Source organism: Chloroflexota bacterium (assembly GCA_009840355.1).
In the GTDB taxonomy this organism is placed as follows: domain Bacteria; phylum Chloroflexota; class Dehalococcoidia; order Lucifugimonadales; family JADFKI01; genus Bin90.
In genome coordinates, this window is the sequence record VXNZ01000038.1 from 19,374 (window position 1) to 36,173 (window position 16,800).

General features: G+C 57.4%; 14 protein-coding genes. 5 read left to right on the top strand and 9 right to left on the bottom strand.

Annotation, left to right across the window (positions count from 1 at the left end):
• Positions 1-27 precede the first annotated feature (27 nt).
• Complete coding sequence (locus tag F4X57_10625) at positions 28-2,043, top strand: hypothetical protein (GenBank protein ID MYC07604.1); 2,016 nt, start codon at positions 28-30, stop codon at positions 2,041-2,043.
• A gap of 3 nt (positions 2,044-2,046) precedes the next feature.
• Entirely contained in the window at positions 2,047-2,844 is a 798-nt protein-coding gene (locus F4X57_10630; GenBank protein MYC07605.1) for a hypothetical protein, read from the top strand.
• 384 nt (positions 2,845-3,228) lie between these two features.
• On the opposite strand, the gene F4X57_10635 is transcribed toward F4X57_10630, so the two are convergent.
• From F4X57_10635 to F4X57_10650, 4 genes are all read right to left on the bottom strand, one after another.
• Positions 3,229-3,999 (bottom strand): SDR family oxidoreductase, encoded by a 771-nt coding sequence (locus F4X57_10635; GenBank protein MYC07606.1) that lies wholly within the window; start codon positions 3,997-3,999, stop codon positions 3,229-3,231.
• A gap of 122 nt (positions 4,000-4,121) precedes the next feature.
• On the bottom strand, positions 4,122-4,802 hold the full coding sequence (locus tag F4X57_10640) for a hypothetical protein (protein MYC07607.1): 681 nt from the start codon (positions 4,800-4,802) through the stop codon (positions 4,122-4,124).
• Positions 4,803-5,987, bottom strand: a complete 1,185-nt coding sequence (locus F4X57_10645) for a phosphotriesterase-related protein (protein MYC07608.1) — start codon at positions 5,985-5,987, stop codon at positions 4,803-4,805.
• Positions 5,988-6,134: 147 nt separating this feature from the next.
• Entirely contained in the window at positions 6,135-6,659 is a 525-nt protein-coding gene (locus tag F4X57_10650) for a hypothetical protein (protein ID MYC07609.1), read from the bottom strand.
• A gap of 107 nt (positions 6,660-6,766) precedes the next feature.
• On the opposite strand from F4X57_10650, the gene F4X57_10655 reads away from it, so the two are divergent.
• Positions 6,767-7,945, top strand: coding sequence for an FAD-binding oxidoreductase (locus F4X57_10655; protein MYC07610.1), 1,179 nt, complete (start codon positions 6,767-6,769; stop codon positions 7,943-7,945).
• Between the two features lie 338 nt (positions 7,946-8,283).
• On the opposite strand, the gene F4X57_10660 is transcribed toward F4X57_10655, so the two are convergent.
• Entirely contained in the window at positions 8,284-9,060 is a 777-nt protein-coding gene (locus F4X57_10660; protein ID MYC07611.1) for a hypothetical protein, read from the bottom strand.
• A 204-nt stretch (positions 9,061-9,264) separates the two neighbouring features.
• Here F4X57_10660 and pyrD point away from each other — a divergent pair, with 204 nt between their 5' ends.
• The gene (pyrD, locus tag F4X57_10665; protein MYC07612.1) at positions 9,265-10,362 is read left to right on the top strand and encodes a dihydroorotate dehydrogenase (quinone); all 1,098 of its coding nucleotides are present in this window, start codon (positions 9,265-9,267) and stop codon (positions 10,360-10,362) included.
• A 198-nt stretch (positions 10,363-10,560) separates the two neighbouring features.
• On the opposite strand, the gene rbsK is transcribed toward pyrD, so the two are convergent.
• The 4 genes from rbsK to F4X57_10685 form a co-directional block, all read right to left on the bottom strand.
• Complete coding sequence (rbsK, locus tag F4X57_10670; GenBank protein ID MYC07613.1) at positions 10,561-11,505, bottom strand: ribokinase; 945 nt, start codon at positions 11,503-11,505, stop codon at positions 10,561-10,563.
• 22 nt (positions 11,506-11,527) lie between these two features.
• Positions 11,528-12,349, bottom strand: a complete 822-nt coding sequence (locus F4X57_10675) for an HAD family phosphatase (GenBank protein MYC07614.1) — start codon at positions 12,347-12,349, stop codon at positions 11,528-11,530.
• Between the two features lie 375 nt (positions 12,350-12,724).
• On the bottom strand, positions 12,725-13,192 hold the full coding sequence (locus tag F4X57_10680) for a RidA family protein (GenBank protein MYC07615.1): 468 nt from the start codon (positions 13,190-13,192) through the stop codon (positions 12,725-12,727).
• A gap of 489 nt (positions 13,193-13,681) precedes the next feature.
• Positions 13,682-15,844, bottom strand: a complete 2,163-nt coding sequence (locus F4X57_10685) for a hypothetical protein (GenBank protein MYC07616.1) — start codon at positions 15,842-15,844, stop codon at positions 13,682-13,684.
• 427 nt (positions 15,845-16,271) lie between these two features.
• Here F4X57_10685 and F4X57_10690 point away from each other — a divergent pair, with 427 nt between their 5' ends.
• Positions 16,272-16,745: a transcriptional repressor gene (locus tag F4X57_10690; protein ID MYC07617.1), complete on the top strand. Its 474-nt coding sequence runs from the start codon at positions 16,272-16,274 to the stop codon at positions 16,743-16,745.
• Positions 16,746-16,800 lie beyond the last annotated feature (55 nt).

Consider the following 16,800-nt stretch of genomic DNA (forward strand, 5'->3'; position numbering starts at 1 on the left):
CATTCAGCAGTGAAGGAGGCTACCAAAGTGGCAGTCGTACAACTAGAAATCAGCAGGCGCGCTCCTTATGCGGGCGGCGAGAGATTTGGCGATGTGGGCGCGTATGAACAGATTGACGGCACGGTTCACTATGCTGTCGATCCGTTGCATTCCGCCAACGAGGGCGTCGTTGACTTGCAGCTCGCGCCGCGCGATTCTAAGGGCAAGGTATGGTTCTCGTCGGACTTCACACTGCTGAAGCCCGAGAATATGGAGAACGGCAACGGCAGCGTGCTCTACGATGTGGTCAACCGCGGACGAAAGACAGTGATGGGGCGTTTCAACGACACGGGTAAGCCCACGATGCCGTCCGACCCGCTGGATTCGGGCAACGGCTTCCTTATGCGGCACGGCTATTCCGTGCTGTTCGGCGGCTGGCAGGCGGATGTGCCGCGTGGTGTTGGGCTTATCGGCTTGCAGGCACCACAAGCGCAGGACGCGGACGGCAACCCAATCCGCGGTAAGATTATGTGCCAGTTCCAAGCGACGCACTTCACGCAGTTCTTCCTGCTTGCGGACAGGCAGCACACGCCGCATCCCGCCGCCGACGAGAACGAAGCGGATGCAACGCTGACTGTGCGCGACCATCCCAACAGCCCATCCGAACCGATAGCGCGGGACAAGTGGCGCTTCCTGCGCTTTGAGGACGCGTCAATAGAGCCGGATCCTTGCCATATCTACATGGAAGAGGGCTTTGAGCCGGGCCGCATATACCAGCTCGTGTACACCACGACGGGCAGCACGATTGTCGGGCTTGGCTTTGCGGCGATGCGCGACATCGTTTCATTCCTGAAACATGGCACGGCAGGGCAGGGCAACCCGTGCGCGGGCGGCATTCAACGAGCACACGCGTTTGGCGCATCGCAGAGCGGCCGCTTCTTGCGCGAGTATATTCACACCGGCTTGAACACCGACGAAAACGGCAACATGGCGCTGGACGGCATAATCTCGCATGTCGCGGGCGGCATGCGCGGCGAATTCAACCTTCGATTCGGTCAGCCGTCTAAGGATGTGTGCTACATCATCCCGAAGCTGTTCCCCTTCGCGGACACGGAGCAGTCCGACCCCGTAACGGGTGAGAGCGGCTCGCTGCTGGAGAACTTGCAGGCGCGCGGACACATGCCGCGCATTATGTTCACCAACACATCGGCGGAGTATTGGCGCGGCGACGCGGCGCTGATACACACGAACTTTGCCGACATGAGCGACGCGCCGGAGGAAAGCGACTTTGTGCGGCGGTATCACTTCGCGGGTTCGCCGCATGGCTCAGGGCATTTCCCGCCGCTCGGCACGCGCGCGGACGGCATGCGCGGGCAGTTGCCGTTCAACATCATCGAGTACAATCCGCTGCTGCGCGCATCGTTGGAAAACCTAGACATGTGGGTACGCGGTGAGCGTCCGGCGCCGGCGAGCAGGCATCCGCGTATCTCGGACGGTACGGCGGTCGAATCGCACACGCTAGCGTCCAAGTTCCTGCGGATACCGGGCGTCGCGTTCCCTGAGAAGGTTACGCGCGCGATGCGCCTCGACTACGGACCTGACGCCAAGAACGGGCGCACGACTATGCTGCCGCCGGTGCAGGGCGAAGAGTTCCCCGCGCTAGTGGCGAATGTGGACGACGACTGCAACGAGGTTGGCGGCATTCGCCTGCCCGACCTGATGGTGCCGGTCGCGACTTACACGGGCTGGAATCTGCGGCATCCGGACATCGGAGCGCCCGGCTTGGTCATCGGCATCACGGGCGGACTCGCGGGCTGGGTGCTGCCGTTCCCGGCAACGCCTACGCAAGGCGCAGCGATCCGCGACCCGCGTCCTGCCATCAGCGAGCGTTATTCGTCGAAGGACGACTATCTGGCGCAGACGGAACGCGCCGCACAGGAGCTTGCCGGCGAAGGCTACATGCTGACTGAAGACATCGAAGATTCGCTTCGACGCGCGGCAGTTCGTTACGACTATTTCACCGCAAACGGCAGCGCGAACGGCGCGACAAACGGCAGCGCATAGAGTATGCTAGAACTGGTAGAGCGCCATTCCACCAGCAGGGCGCGGCTGCGTCGCCTGCTCGACGAAATTGCCGCTGAAGGCTGGTGCGAGAGGACGCTCTACCTTACGCCCGCGTCATATGAGGCGCGTATGCAAGACCGCCGCATCGTCCGTCCGAACATGCCGGACGACGATGCGATGGGCGTGGTCGCGCAATCCGTCGGCGAGTCTGATACGGGCCTTGCGCTCTTCATTGGAGATGGCAAGGCGGTCGCGGTATGCCCACCGTTTCCCTTTGCGGACGACGTGTCGCGCTCCGGATTCGTCGCGTCGCCACTGCTTCGTATGCTCGACCGCGAATATGTCGTAGGTGTGGTGTTGTTGCGTCTAGGGCGCTACGCAGTCGGCGTTGTGCGTGGCAATAAACTCGTCGCATCCAAGACAGCGGGACGCTACATGAAAAATCGCCATCGCGCCGGCGGACAATCTCAGCGCCGCTTCGAGCGCAGCCGCGAACGCCTAATCCGTGAGCTTTACGACAAGACTTGCGAGATTGCCAATGCAGTCTTCGAGCCATACATCGACACCATCGACCACATTTTGCTAGGCGGCGAAAACTCTACGCTAACGGGCTTCGTCGACCGCTGCCGCCTACTCCGCGACGTGGACGACAGGGTGCTATCGCGCCGCCTAGCCGTGGACACGCCCAACCGCAAGGCGCTCGACAACATCGCCTTCGAAGTGTGGAAGAGCAGGGTGTACTCGTTTCAGAGCGTCCCCGAATCTGTCGAAACCGCTTCTCCAGCTACGGAACGCCAATAGAATCCGAGCCTTATTTGTACTCTACTGCGAGGCGCAAGCTAGTAGGGAGCGCTTGGCAGGTGAGGATGACGCCGCGCGCAATTTCGGTTTCCGTGAGAGCCATCCGCGTTCGCAGGCGTGCGCACGGCGTTCAGCACCGTCAGCCCCTCATCAACTGCCACGGTGAGCGTCTGACCGTTGAGCCGCACTGACGTTTTTGCCGCAATGCCCGCGGCTAGTATGGGAAGAACGCGCTCCACATCCAGTACCAGCCCAGCGCGGTGGCAAGTAGCAGCGCCGCCACTGCCACCACCGTTGGCGGCTTCATTCTCCCCAGCGCATTTAGAATGTTTAGAATGTAGCGTATCTTCAGGTTACCCGTGCTGCCGTCACGTTCGACATGGCCTACTGCGCCGTATATCCGCCGTCCACCACCAACGGCGTGCCTGTTACGAATGCGGACTCGTCAGATGCGAGGTACAGGGCTGCGTTGGCGATGTCGTCCGGCTGCCCCAGCCGCCCTATCGGATGCCTCTGCTTCAGGAACTCATAAGACTCCGGAACATCAGTCAGAATGCGGGTCATGTTCGTCTCCACATAGCCGGGGCATATGCAGTTAACGCGGATGCCTTTAGGCGCGAGATCAAGCGCCAGATTGCGTGTGAATTGGAGCACCGCGCCCTTGGACGGGTTGTATGGGCTGAAGCCGTTGGTCATTCCCATAGGATACCCCACCAGCGACATGATGGAGCCGATGTTGATGATGGAGCCGCCGCCCGCCGCTTCCATCTCAGGCGCGGCATGCCAAGAAACCAAGTAAGTGCCTTTAATGTTCACATCCATCACCTTGTCCCAAACATCTTCGTGCGTCGCGCCTTCTCCGAGGTCGATTCTGCCGCTCACTCCCGCGCTATTCAGCAGCGTATCGAGTTTGCCGTATGCGTCTATGGCGGCTTGCACCATCGCTTTCGCGTCTGAGTCGCTTACGACATCGCCGCCTATTGCCGTTGCTTCGCCGCCCGCTTCCCTAACGGCAGCGGCAGTCTCGACCGCGGATGCCTCGCTGATGTCAGACGCCACGATGCTCGCGCCTTCTGCCGCGAACCTGAGCGCGGTTGCCCTGCCGATGCCCGCTCCCGCGCCCGTTATCAGCGCGACCTTGCTTTCCAAACGCATGAAATACCCTCGTCTAATCGTTCAATACTCTTGCAGCCGTTACTCTTGCATTCCATTCCCTCTTGACGCGGGAAGGTTAGGATGGGAAGTAAAACGAACTATGAATGAATTGTGTGATTTCTTCAACCAATCTCAAAATGCTCGCCTTGCGTGTGTGTGCTCCACTCGCCGTCGCGGTACACTGTTACCTCTCCTTCGCCTAGCACGCGCCAGCCGTCGCCGTCGCTGACGCAGCCGGTCGCGCCGTCTATGCCCAATGCGGTGAGTCTGCCGGTTGTTTCATGGCGCAGATCGCGTGCCGTTTCGTTCTTGCTGGCACGCTCGTGGTGCGGCAGCACAACCACACCCGGCACGATTGACAGCGCATCAGTCCACTGGCGAAAGCGCATACGCTCGCCCATTACCATCGCGCCGGCGCTGGAACCGGCGACTATCAGATTGCGCTCCAAGCCTTCTTGAACCTTTCGCAGCAGGAGCGACCCGCGCAGAACTTCCAGCAGATACGCAGGATTGCCGCCTGCGAAATACACGATGTCCGCCTTGTCCACCTGCGAGACCAGGCTTTCGTCGTCTGCCTCTTCGGAGCTTAAGACCATTAGCGGCTGCGCGTCGGCGCCCAGCGTCTCAAATTGCTGGACGCCGTGGGTCGCTTGCAGAACCGGGCGTCCTTCCTGAGCTGTCGCTGTTGGCACGATAAGCACTCGCGGCTGTACGTGGCCCGTAGCGTTGACTAGCTCGTTGTCCATCTGACGGCAGGATACTTGAAATTCGTCTCCGCCGACTAAGGCAATCTTGCCTGCCATCTAACTCGCCTCCTGCGGCGCGGCGAATGTGAGTGCCGTCGCCGGATTGTTCACCAAAATATCGTCTATCAGGGCTTGGCTGAATCCGCGCATGCCCATTCTCGGCACGATATGCCCAAGAATATAAGCGTAGCCGTGCCCGCCGTAGCGTTCCAGTCGGTTCTTGGTGCAGATGTCGTGCGACACCAGAATCTTATGCCCATAGCCCTGACTCGCCAGCCACGCGATGTCGTCCATTCGCTTGGCATCGTTCGGCATATCGATGGCGGAGTTCGCGCCGTAGTAGGACTGCTCAGTGCCGAACAGGTCCCATTCCAAGTAGCAGCCGGACTCTGCAATTTGCAGCAGCGTTTCGTGCAAGAACACGGTACGGTCGATATGCCCAACTATCGTGCGCTCCAAGTCCGCTCCCGCCTCGCGCAGCACTTCGATGATTTCCAGTGGCGCGGTTTCGTCTCTGCCCGGGTGTATCAGAATTGGCGCGCCGGTGATGCGCTGCGCCCGCGCTGATGCGCGCAAAGCCTTGCGTTCGTTCGGCATGAGCGGCCAAGAGCAGCCGACTTCACCGATGACGCCGGACTTGTGCGGCGTGCCGTCCACGCCCTCGGTTACATCCAGCACGATTCGCGACATTGCATCGTCTTCGGTCATATCGTCCATGTTTGCGGGATGCGAATCATCAACATAGTAGGACGCACCCATAACTATGCGCACGCCGGTCGCCCGCGATATGCGCGCCAGCCCTTCGGCATCGCGCTTGATGCCGATGCTCGTCGCGTCCACCAGCGACCCGCCGCCATACTGCTGGTAGATGTTCACCTCGTCAATCGCGGTTGCCACATCAGTCAGCTGTACATTGTCGGCGTTGCGTTGCGCCCAGTGCTGTATGCGCCCGACATTCTGCAGCGACACGGGTTCGTAGTAGAAGCCCTTTGCACCTGCTTGTTCCGGCGGCGCAAATAGCGGCGACATGTCGATGAGCAAGTGTTCGTGCGTCAGCGTGATGCCGAGCTGCGCCGGGTTTATCGCGCCTAGTACGGTCTGCACATTGCCCTCTAGATTGAAGTTTGCCATCGCGTTTCTCCCAGAATCGCCTGTGGAACATGTCAAGTAGGAGACTGAGCGAACCTCGCCATACGGCTTCGCAAATGTCTGCCTATTGCGTGACTCGCCTTGTATGCACATTCTTGGGCGCCCTTAGGCTTGGGTACACTTAGGCTTGGGCGCACTTATGCTCAATCACCTTCCGATTCTCCGTCAAGGTGGAAGGGGAATAGAATCAATATCGAAGGTAGAGCGCGAATGTATCGCCGTTGAACCTGCATTGACCTGCTAATACCCTTCGCCGCGCCACTCGAATGCGAGCGTGGCGTAGCGAACGAACACGGCGCCACCCGGTCTGGCGATTGGTCCGTTGACCGCCAGCAGCGCGATTTTGTGCTTGTCACCGGGCTGTGGGTCTGCGCTTATCACGACGCGTTGCGGTATGTTGAAGCCTTGCACCGCGCCCTTCGACATGTCGAGTTCGCCGTTGACCCACACTTCGCCGTAGTCGTCGATGCAGGTCTCGAACAGGCATTGTGTGCCGCGCACATCGCGCCCGCCGATCGTCTCCGGTATCGTAATCTCGATGCGATACCAGATGAACGACAGCCCGTATGTGCGCCATTCCGCGAGGTCGTCGCATACTTCCCAACCTGAGTCGTCGTAGTCGGGCAAGCGTGCCGGGCTGCCGTCGCTCAGCGCGACTAGCCCTTGATTCGGCTCGCCCGGCACAAGCCCGACTGCGTATCGCCATTTGCCGTTCACCGTCTTCAATGCGTCCGCGTCTTGCAAATCCAAATGCGCTCTTGGCATATTGCGCCTCCTTCAGCTTCATTGCCCCAACTATATGCTATCTTGCCTATCCTGTACATGCCCGCAGGTGATAAACTAGGCGCATATCCCAGTGACGAGGTGCAACTATGCCAAACACAGCGCCAAACACAGCAGAAGCGGTAATCATCGGCGGCGGCGTGATGGGATGCAGCATATTGTACAACCTAGCAGAGGAAGGCGTAACCAACACGCTGCTGCTAGAGCGCGATGTTCTGGCGTCCGGATCTACGAGCAAGTCACAGGCGATACTGCGAATGCACTACTCGAACGAAGTGACATCCTTGCTCGCGTGGAAGAGCTTGGACATCTTCAGGAACTTCGAGGAAATCACCGGCATGCCTTCCGGATACACCAAAACCGGATACTTCCTGATAGTTGGACAGGAAGACAGGCAGGCGCTGTTGGATAATGTGGCGATGCACCGGCGGCTCGGTATCGCAAGCGAAGTTGTGTCCATCGAAGATATGCGCGAACTCGCGCCTATGCTGTCGGTAGAGGGCGACGAATCCTTCGCATACGAATCCGAGTCCGGTTACGCTGACCCGTACTCGGTCACGCTCGGATTTGCCAACCGTGCCCGTGAGATGGGCGCGCGCGTTCAGGACAGCACGCCGGTTACGGGCATAGAAGTGAGCGGCGGCAGGGTAACCGCAGTGTTGACCGCAGACGGTCGCATCGAGACGCCTATCGCGGTTATCGCAGCCGGGCCTTGGAGCGACAGTCTGCTGAACGGCGTCGGCGTGGATGTGCCGATACGACCGCTGCGACATCAGGTCGTGGTGCTTCGCCGTCCGCCGGGGCCGGACACGGAGCATCCCATAGTCGCCGACAATCTCAACGGCTTTTCCGCACGCCCTGACATTGGCGGGCTTACTATGATTGGAGCCGGCGAGGAAGAATTTGTGGACGCGGACACCTTTAATCAGGGCGTGGATATGGATGTCGTGGAGCCGACATTTGAGGGCATTGTTAAGCGCATCCCTGCGATGTCGCGCGCCGTATTCCGCGGCGGCTGGTCGGGCGCGTTCACCGTAACGCCGGATTGGCATCCGGTATTAGACCGCATAGAAGGCATCGAAGGGCTATATTGCGCGGTCGGCTTCAGCGGGCACGGATTCAAAGAATCGCCGATGATCGGCAAGGCAATGGCGGAGCTGATAACGCAGGGCAGCGCCGACTGCGTGGACATTTCAATGTTAAATCTAAACCGCTTTGAGACTGGCGACCTGCTGCGTTCAAGATACGCGATGCAGGTGCTGGCGTAGGGTCTTCCGCCGCTATTGTCCACCGCCGTAAGCCGCTGCTGCGCTGCCCCGTTCGATAGCGGTGATTTTCTTGTTTCGCGTTCTGTGATGCAGGCGCTATGTCAGCGCCATAATGTGATTTCACAGATGCAATTTATGCCTGTCATTTCCAGTGAAGCGAGACATCTAAAGTCGGAAACAGGTTTGCATGTTACGATTTCAGATTCCTCACTGCGTTCGGACTGACAAGAAAAGGCGCGGAATGATAAAGACTGCGCGGAATGGCAAAGACGGCGCGAGATGACAACATTGGGGATTTGTGAAATCGTCTCAACGCGCTTGGCCGGTGCAACACGATGCTACAAGCCGCCAAAATCGCCGGACTCGATAGCGGTTATCTGCTCTTCGACATTGCCCAGCATGATGTAGTCTTCCTGCACGATGCAGTAACAGCGCTGCACGTAGAGCATCGTCAGCCTGCCCGCGTCGTCGCTGCCCTCCTTGATGGCGTCCACGATGCGGTCGGTCTTGTGGTCAAAGCCGAGATGCCGCGACAGCATGGCGATGTCCGTTTCGGCTTCGTTCATCAATGCCTGTTCGTTGCTGTCCACGGCGAATCGCAGTTTGCCGACAAGCGTCGTGAGTTCGCTGAGCTTGTCACTGTCGCTCATCAGCCCGTACATTACTTCGTTGACGCCAACGCTGTCCTCATCTAGCACGGACTCGGCAGATTCGGAGTCGATAACGGACGGCTGCCCGACGGTTGTGTTATACAGGTCGGTGTATTGTTGCACGGCGTCGCCCGCCGCCATCATCATAGATGGTAGGTCGCTTGTGTTGAAAGTGCCGGCGAACAATATGTCGTCGTCGCGCGTCTCGGCGAGCCGCTGAATCTGCTCAAAACTCTCCATCTGCTCCGGCGCCGGCGGAAACGCGAACGCGGACAGATCCTGCATGCTGGCGTCGGGAATCTGGCTCATTAGGAACGGTGGCACATACTTCGCCACATCTACCGTTATCGGCAGAATCACGAGGTAGCTCGCCCACACCGCGCCCGCGTCCGTAGTGCTGCGGAAGTAAACAAAGGCGTGTCCCTTGGGCGCGTCCTCGCTGCCTCTATCGAAAGTAATGTCCATGTTTCCGCCTTGTTCGATTAGTGTCCGTGTAATACTGCCATCTACCTTGATTATACGCGAAAATTGGTGTGCGCATTGGCGTGTATATCGGTTTCGTCGGTATTTCGGTTGCTCGGTCGGTGCGATTCGTGGTGCGTTGCGGGTCATAGTGCAGCTATGTATGACTGCAACAGTCTGTATATTCTTGCCGGCAGCTTGGTATAATTGGATTTACTCAGTCTGAAGCATCGCAAGCGCAGTAGAGGACGAAAATTGCTGATAATCAATCCAGACACCTACCGCACGTTTATCAAGCCGCTGCTGTTTCGGCTGCCGCCTGAGACGGCGCAGTCGGTGGCGCACATGGCGCTGAAGCAGCACCAGGTTTGGCGGGCAGCATCGTCGCTGCTACAGGTGGACGATTCGCGCCTTGAGGTTGACCTTGCCGGGATGCGGCTGTCCAATCCCGTCGGGCTCGCGGCCGGCTACGACAAGGACTGTGAATCGCTGCCGGCATTGGAATCGATAGGCTTTGGCTACTTGACCTGCGGTACGGTAACGGAAATGCCGCGCGCGGGCAATCCCGCGCCGCGTGTGCTGCGCTACGAACGCGATGATGCGCTGGTCAATTCCTACGGGTTCCCGAGCAAGGGCGTCGATTATACGGAGCGCCAGCTCCGAGAGGCGCAGCCGCTCTTGAAAGGCACGCCGGTTGTTGCCAGCGTATCTGGCGTTGCGGCGGACGAAATCCTGCGCTGCCATTTGCGCCTAGAGCCGTATGCGTCTGCAATTGAGATCAATATCAGCTCGCCGAACACATTGGGCTTGCGTATATTCCAGCAGCCGGACACGCTCAGGCAGTTGCTTGGCGCGCTGAATGAGCAAAGGCACAAGCCGCTGTTCATCAAGTTGCCGCCGTACATTGAAATGCCCTCCATCGGCAGCGAGCAACGCGATATGGTGCTCAGCCTAGTCGATGTCTGCGTGGAGCAGGGCGTTGAAGCCGTAACGATTGCCAATACATGGCCCATCCGCGATTCGCGCCTTGCGGTCGGCGCGGGCGGGCTGAGCGGCAAGCCCGTGTTCGCGGACATGGTGAAGATGGTTTCCGACATCCGCGCAGAGGCGGGCAGCGGGCTCGCTATCAACGCGTGCGGCGGCATATTCAGCGGAGAAGACGCGCTCGCTGCAATCCAAGCGGGCGCGACCACGGTGCAGATTCTGACAAGCTTGATATATAGGGGACCCGGCATCGTGCGCCGCATCAACCGGCAAATGCTCACTCAGATGGACATAGAAGGCATGCCCGCGCTGACTTATTAGGTTGTATGGGCATTTGCGTCATTCCTGTGAAGCATGTCCTCGACCCTGATCGGGGAACGGGAATCCAGAGCCGTAAGATGGAGCCGAAGGCTTCCAATAATGCTATCTGCGAACCACTGGATTCCTGCTTCCGCAGGAATGACGGGCTGAAAATCAGAAATGTCCACAAAGCTTAGAAGCCTATCGCCGGAATGGATGCTATGGCGACTGTGCTAGCAGCGACTCGACATCTGTGCGGAAGGGCATGGCGTCTCGGGCGCCGGGCTTGGTGACGGCGAGTGCGCCGGCAGCCGCTCCGAACTTCAGCGCGTTGTCTATGCCATTGCCTTCTGCCAGGGCGACGGCGAGTGCTGCGCCGAATGCGTCTCCTGCTGCCACACTGTCCACCATATCGACTTTGAGTGGCGGCACGAAATACTCTTTGTCTGCGCTCGCTGCGTAAACGCCTTGCTGCCCCAATTTCACGACCGCGACGCCTACGTCCTTGGCGAGCAGCGATTTCGCAGCATCGCGCGCGCCCTGCACACCTTTGACCGATATGCCTGTTAATTCTGCGGCTTCGATCTCGTTCGGCGTCAGGATGTCTGCGGTCGCAAAGCCATCATCGGGCATTGCGGCGGCCGGCGCCGGATCCCAGACAACGCGGACGCCGATGCTGCGTGCGTGCATTGCCGCCGCGACTGAAATCTCAGGTGGCGTCTCCAATTGCAACATCAGGATGTCCGCGCCATTCATCGCGCGCTTTGCCGCTACTAGCTGCTGCTCGTCGCAAGCCATGTTCGCGCCGTACACTGCTGCGATGCGGTTCTGCCCGGCGGCATCGACTAATATCATCGCAATGCCCGTGGAATGAGCGGCATCAAGCGCAACATCGTGCACATCGACGCCTTCTGCGCGCAGCCCGTCTAGCAGCGCGCGTCCGAAATCGTCGTCGCCCACTTTGCCGACCATCCGCACGTCCGCGCCAAGCCGCGCCAGCGCAACCGCCTGATTAGCGCCTTTGCCGCCGCCCGCGGTGAAGAAACCGTCGCCCGCCACCGTTTCACCCAAGTCCGGCATCCGCCGCATCGTTGCGACGAGGTCCATATTGACGCTGCCCAGCACTACGACCTTTGGTTTTGGTGGGTTCTTGCCTGTTGCCATGTCTGCTTGTCCGATTTATCCGCTATCCAATCTTGCCATCGCGCAGTAAATCTTCAAGCACCTGCGCAACGCCGTGTTCTGCGAATGCCGGCGCGATAATGTCCGCCGCCGCGAGCGCTTCCGGCACGGCGTCTCCGACTGCGATGCCGAGATTTACCCATTCGAGCATTTGGATGTCGTTGTAACCGTTGCCGAATGCGACCGTTTCGGACTGCTGAATGCCGAAGTGGTCGCACATCCACTCCAGCGCGTCTTCTTTACCGCCTTGCGAATGCAAGATTTCGCAGAAGTAGGGCAGGGAGCGCGTTACCAGCATTCTGTTGGACAATTCCGGCATAATGTCGCGTTCCAGCATCTCGATGTCGCAATCTTCGCCCACGGCGACGATTCGCGTCAGCCCCTCATCGGCGATTTCGCGCAGGTCTTCCACCAGAACGACATCCATCTCAGTGCGCTGACCGTAGCCTGCCGCCCACTCGCTCATCCTATCCACATAGATGCGCTCGCTGTGATAAGCTACCGCCTGCGTGCCGTCGTTTGATGTGTGATCTTCCAGCGCGTCCAACGCGGCGAGTGCCATATCGGTAGTGAGCGTGTGGTGGTGCAGCACTTCTTCGCTGACCGGGTTGGCGATGTACGCGCCCTGCGATGTGGCGATCGGCACTTCGATGCCTAGTATGCCGCAGTTCGGCGTCGCCGAGCCGAATGTGCGCCCGGTCGCGAGCGTTACGATCGCACCGGCGCGCCGCACAGCATCGACCGCCCTGCGAGTGCGCTCCGCTATCGGGCTGCCCGCAGTGCGTATCGTGCCATCGACATCCAGCGCAATGAGCTTGTACGCCATTTAATCACTTCGAATTGGTGTTAGAATTGTTCGGACTTGCTGACATACAATGTCGGGAAGTGCGAGTGTTCTCTATAAGCGCTGATAATGTAAATTGGACCTGACCACAACGGCACTGGATTCCTGCTTTCGCAGGAATGACGATTCGATAATCAATACGTGCCAAGAATACCGGAAGTACGAGCCACCTCGACAAGTCTAGATATTAGCTCATGAACTTCCTCAAACGCCTGCCGCCGCGCCTGATTCTATGGATTATTCTGCTGCCGGTGGTGTTGTACATCATTATTACAGCACTGCGCGACAGCAATTGAGCCGGCAGAAGCGCAGATTTACCTATGTCTGCGTGCCATATCTGCCTTACTCGCGCCGGCGTTAGTCGCGTATCTCCACGATCATCTCGATTTCGACGGGGATGTCGTTCGGCAGCGATGCCATGCCGACCGCGGATCGCGCGTGCCTGCCCTTGTCGCCGAACACTTCGACCAACAAGTCCGAGCAGCCGTTGGCTACCTGCGGCTGTTGGTTGAATTCCGGTGTGCAATTGACCATTGAAAGCAACTTGACCACGCGCTCCACTCTATCCAAGTCGCCCAGCACGCTCTTGAGCCGCGACAGTAAGTTGATGCCGACCAGCCGCGCGGCTTCGTATCCTTCGTCTAGCGACAAGTCCTTGCCGACTTTGCCGTTCGGCGTGGTGCCGTCATCGCGAGCGGCAGGACCCAAGCCTGCGACGAATAGCAGATTGCCGGTCTGCACCGCAGGCACGTAGTTCGCCATCGGCGGCGGGCTGTCCGGCAATGTGATTCCCAATTCTTTAATTCGCTTCTCGATTTCAGCCATATCGCGAGACCTCCTAACTGATTGCCGCCCCGCATTTTATAGGAAATCGCGCATGGTTTGCCAGAGTGCTGTTAATTCAAGACGATTTCACAAATGCAATATGTACCCTGTCACTTCGAGCGGAGCGAGAAATCTAAAGTCGGAAACAGGTCTGCGTGCAACGATCCCTGCCTTCGCAGGGACGTGCTTCAGATTCCTCACTGCGTTCGGAATGACATGGCAGTAGGTTCGGAATGACAAAGATAGCGCGGAATGACAACATTAGGGATTTGTGAAATCGTCTCGTTAATCTGCTGGTAACTTGCGGAGCGCCTCGGTCACCTGAGCCACTGGATGAGCCACTAGATGCGCCGTCCTTATGTGCTTCTGGAAAAGCCTCTCAATCGTCGAATACATGCTCTCGGTATTGCTTCTGCTTGAAATACCGATCGAATGCGCTCTGGTCCTTATTCCTTGTCCTTTGGCGGAGAGTGTTGCGTTGACACTGGGTTAATCCGCTCCTTCACAGTAACGGCCCCAAACCGTGCCCACTTCGCCAAGCCAATTCTGGAAAGTAGCATCGATGGGAGCGCACAAGCCACTGCCGGTGAAGCGAAGGTAGATCAGGTTATCGAGATTCGTCAGACTTGACGGGATCCCTCCAGCCAGGGCCGTATGCTCAAGTGCCAACTCTTCAAGCGACGATATGTTGCCTATCTCCGCCGGCAGACCTCCTCCAACGGCATTGTGGGACAATTTCAACGCCTTGAGATTCGCCAATTCTCCAATAGACGAGGGAATCGTCCCGGTAATCCCGTTGCCGGCTAGGTTCAATTCAGTGAGCCTATCGAGGTTTCTTATGCTCGCGGGAATCTCTCCAACGAGGTTGTTTCTAGGCAGCGATATTGACTTGACTCGACCGTCATTCCACACTTCAATGCCTTCCCAGTTCCCAAGAGGTTCGTCGCTTTTCCAGTTGTTTCGGCGAGTCCAATCACTTCCACCCAGCGCGTCGTACAGCTCTGTCAGCGTATTGCGGTCATGGTCAGACTGGCAGATTGCGACGGAAGCTTTGTCCAAAGAGCGCATCCATTCGTAAAACTCGTCGGTAGCCGGCGCGCACAGTCCGGTTCGTTCAACTTGTAAGAGCCGCAGCGAAGGCATACTCAACAGGGCTGTGGGCAAAGATTGCTCGCCAATAGGATTGTGAGACAACATCAAGCCTCTTAATTCGGTCATTTCGGCGATCCAGATTGGCAAGCCTGTCACTCCGTTGTGAGAGAAATCCAGAAGTTCGAGCCTGTCCAAGTCCTTCATCTCGGACGGAATCTCGCCCGCAAGAGCATTGTAGGATAGGTCGAGCCGAGTCACACGCCCATTCTCGTCCGTATCGACGCCATGCCAATCGGAAAGGTCTGCTGCGCTCATCCAGTTTTCTTGTCGCGGCCACTCGATGCCATTCATACCTTGATAGATGGCTTCGAGCGCCGCCCTGTCTGTGGCGGGACAGTTGGAGTCGTCAACTGCGTATAGGTCAAGCGTGGCGATCCATGCTCGGAAGACGGCGTTATCAGGTGTACAAAGTTTATTGTTGCGAGCATCGAAACTCTTCATGTTCGCCAGATTCGCCAATGATACGGGAACGAAACCTCGCAGTTTGTTGTCATGAACGTGAAGCCTCTGGAGATTGGACAGCATACCGAAAGAGTCGGGAATGTTGCCTGTTAGTTTGTTGTTAGCCAAACCCACAATCTTCAGCTTGCTCATACTGCTCAGATTTGCCGGGATAGGCCCTTCCAAGTCGTTTCGGTTCAGCGCCAGTCTCTCCAGGTTCTCAAGGTTGCTTAGATTTGCAGGAATGGAACCGCTCAAGTCGTTGCCATTCAGCACGAGTTCTCTAAGGTTCGTCAGGTCTCCCAATTCCGAGGGAATAGCCCCACTCAAGTCATTGTCGCTCAAGATGAGAGACTCAAGGTCTTCTAGGTTGCCCAGCGTCGAAGGGATAGAGCCGCTCAATTCGTTGTCGCCGAGCCACACCTTCTTCAATTTGGCGCTTTGTCCCATTTGTCGGGGTATGCTTCCGCTGATGTCGTTCCCGGACAAGTTGATTTCCTCCATGACGGAGTGCAGACGCGCTATGTCGATAGGTATATCGCCCGTTAGCCGGTTGTCGCTAACGTCTATTTTCTTGAGCAGTAAGAAGTTTTTCCATACCCAGTCTTTTGACGGTAGGCTTCCCTGCAGATTGTTGTCAGCGAGGTTGATGCTCGATACCCCTTCAAAGTAGCCTAATCGCTCCGTGCTGACCCCATACCAATCTCTGAAGGCCGTGCCGGATTGGCACCAGCCGTCGTTAATCGTCCACTGATCACCCCCCGTGGCGTCATATATGGCGCACAGAGCGTCTCTCTGGCTGTAGTTGTTCTGTTGAGCCAAAACGGTGTTGTCTGTGAATACGAGCGTCAGCAGCAAGAGTGCCAATACGAACAATGACACTATTCGTGATAACAGAGATGTAATGTTCTTCAACAGATTGCCCCTTTCGATCAAAATGGTGACGACGTTGTTTGGCTTTGCACATCGACCAAGGACAGTAGCCAACTTTCTATGGCGATAGCCATCGTTTATATAATAATAATCGTAACTATTCGTACAAAACCTGGAATGTGCCATAAGTTACACCAGAATGCTCATATCCACAAGAGCGCTGGCTCGTGTGAGAAATATGCAAAAGTCCCTTCCCTCATCAGGAGGAAAGGCTAGGGTGGGAGGGGTGAAACTTCCGTCAATTGTCCTAAATGTACCCTTTTGCATATTCCTTTAATTCGCGTGGTGGGCCGTGGGCGAACCATCTCAATCCTGTCTATCCTATCGATGCCGTTGGTCCATTAGTGCCGGGCGATTGATAGGCACCTCATAGCTGACGAATCGATACTGACGAGTTTGATATTGATACTGAGCATCAATTTGCGTACAATTGCCGACGGTGAGATTAATGGAATTAGGCTTGACAGACTCGTTAAGGAATGACAAGGTTCGCCTGAATGGAGAATAAACCACACCAAATCTTATAGAGTTAGGGATAGTGAGACACAGGAAAATGGCAACTGTTCTAACCTCTCGTCCGGACATAATGGCAATACTTGAAGACAGGGGCTATCGGTCAACTGCGCCGCGCCGCGCCATAGTGAGAGTCGTCGAAGAAAAGCAGGAAGGTTTTACCGCTGAAGATGTGGTCCGTGAGCTGCCGAAGGTAGGCAGGGCAACCGTTTTCCGCACGCTCAAGCTCTTCCTAGAAGCGGGTATAATCTGCCGGCTGAGCCTGCTTGACGGCGCGCCGCGATATATGCTCTCGCGCATCGAGCATCACCACCATACTATTTGCATCAAGTGCGGCAAGATCGGCGAGTTCCGCGCGGCAACGGTCGAGCGTCTCATCAGGGCAATAGGCGCCGACCTATCCGGCGAAATTGTCGGGCATCGGGTCGAGCTAGATGTGGTCTGCGAAACCTGCCTCAGCACCGGCGGATACAAGCACAACGGCACTACGGTATCCGGGCGTTATCACCATTAATTTCGGTACTGTATCAGTTTGAAATTTGTTCAATCGCTAAATGAGACTCAACCAA

What these genes read in the sequence shown, in the direction of transcription:
- F4X57_10650 (MYC07609.1), bottom strand. Translation starts at nt 6,659, where the DNA reads ATGCCAAGAGCGCATTTGGATTTGCAAGACGCGGACGCATTGAAGACG.
- F4X57_10660 (MYC07611.1), bottom strand. Translation starts at nt 9,060, where the DNA reads ATGGACATTACTTTCGATAGAGGCAGCGAGGACGCGCCCAAGGGACAC.
- F4X57_10635 (MYC07606.1), bottom strand. Translation starts at nt 3,999, where the DNA reads ATGCGTTTGGAAAGCAAGGTCGCGCTGATAACGGGCGCGGGAGCGGGC.
- F4X57_10690 (MYC07617.1), top strand. Translation starts at nt 16,272, where the DNA reads ATGGCAACTGTTCTAACCTCTCGTCCGGACATAATGGCAATACTTGAA.
- F4X57_10645 (MYC07608.1), bottom strand. Translation starts at nt 5,987, where the DNA reads ATGTGCATACAAGGCGAGTCACGCAATAGGCAGACATTTGCGAAGCCG.
- F4X57_10675 (MYC07614.1), bottom strand. Translation starts at nt 12,349, where the DNA reads ATGGCGTACAAGCTCATTGCGCTGGATGTCGATGGCACGATACGCACT.
- F4X57_10640 (MYC07607.1), bottom strand. Translation starts at nt 4,802, where the DNA reads ATGGCAGGCAAGATTGCCTTAGTCGGCGGAGACGAATTTCAAGTATCC.
- F4X57_10680 (MYC07615.1), bottom strand. Translation starts at nt 13,192, where the DNA reads ATGGCTGAAATCGAGAAGCGAATTAAAGAATTGGGAATCACATTGCCG.
- rbsK (MYC07613.1), bottom strand. Translation starts at nt 11,505, where the DNA reads ATGGCAACAGGCAAGAACCCACCAAAACCAAAGGTCGTAGTGCTGGGC.
- F4X57_10630 (MYC07605.1), top strand. Translation starts at nt 2,047, where the DNA reads ATGCTAGAACTGGTAGAGCGCCATTCCACCAGCAGGGCGCGGCTGCGT.
- F4X57_10685 (MYC07616.1), bottom strand. Translation starts at nt 15,844, where the DNA reads ATGGCACATTCCAGGTTTTGTACGAATAGTTACGATTATTATTATATA.
- F4X57_10655 (MYC07610.1), top strand. Translation starts at nt 6,767, where the DNA reads ATGCCAAACACAGCGCCAAACACAGCAGAAGCGGTAATCATCGGCGGC.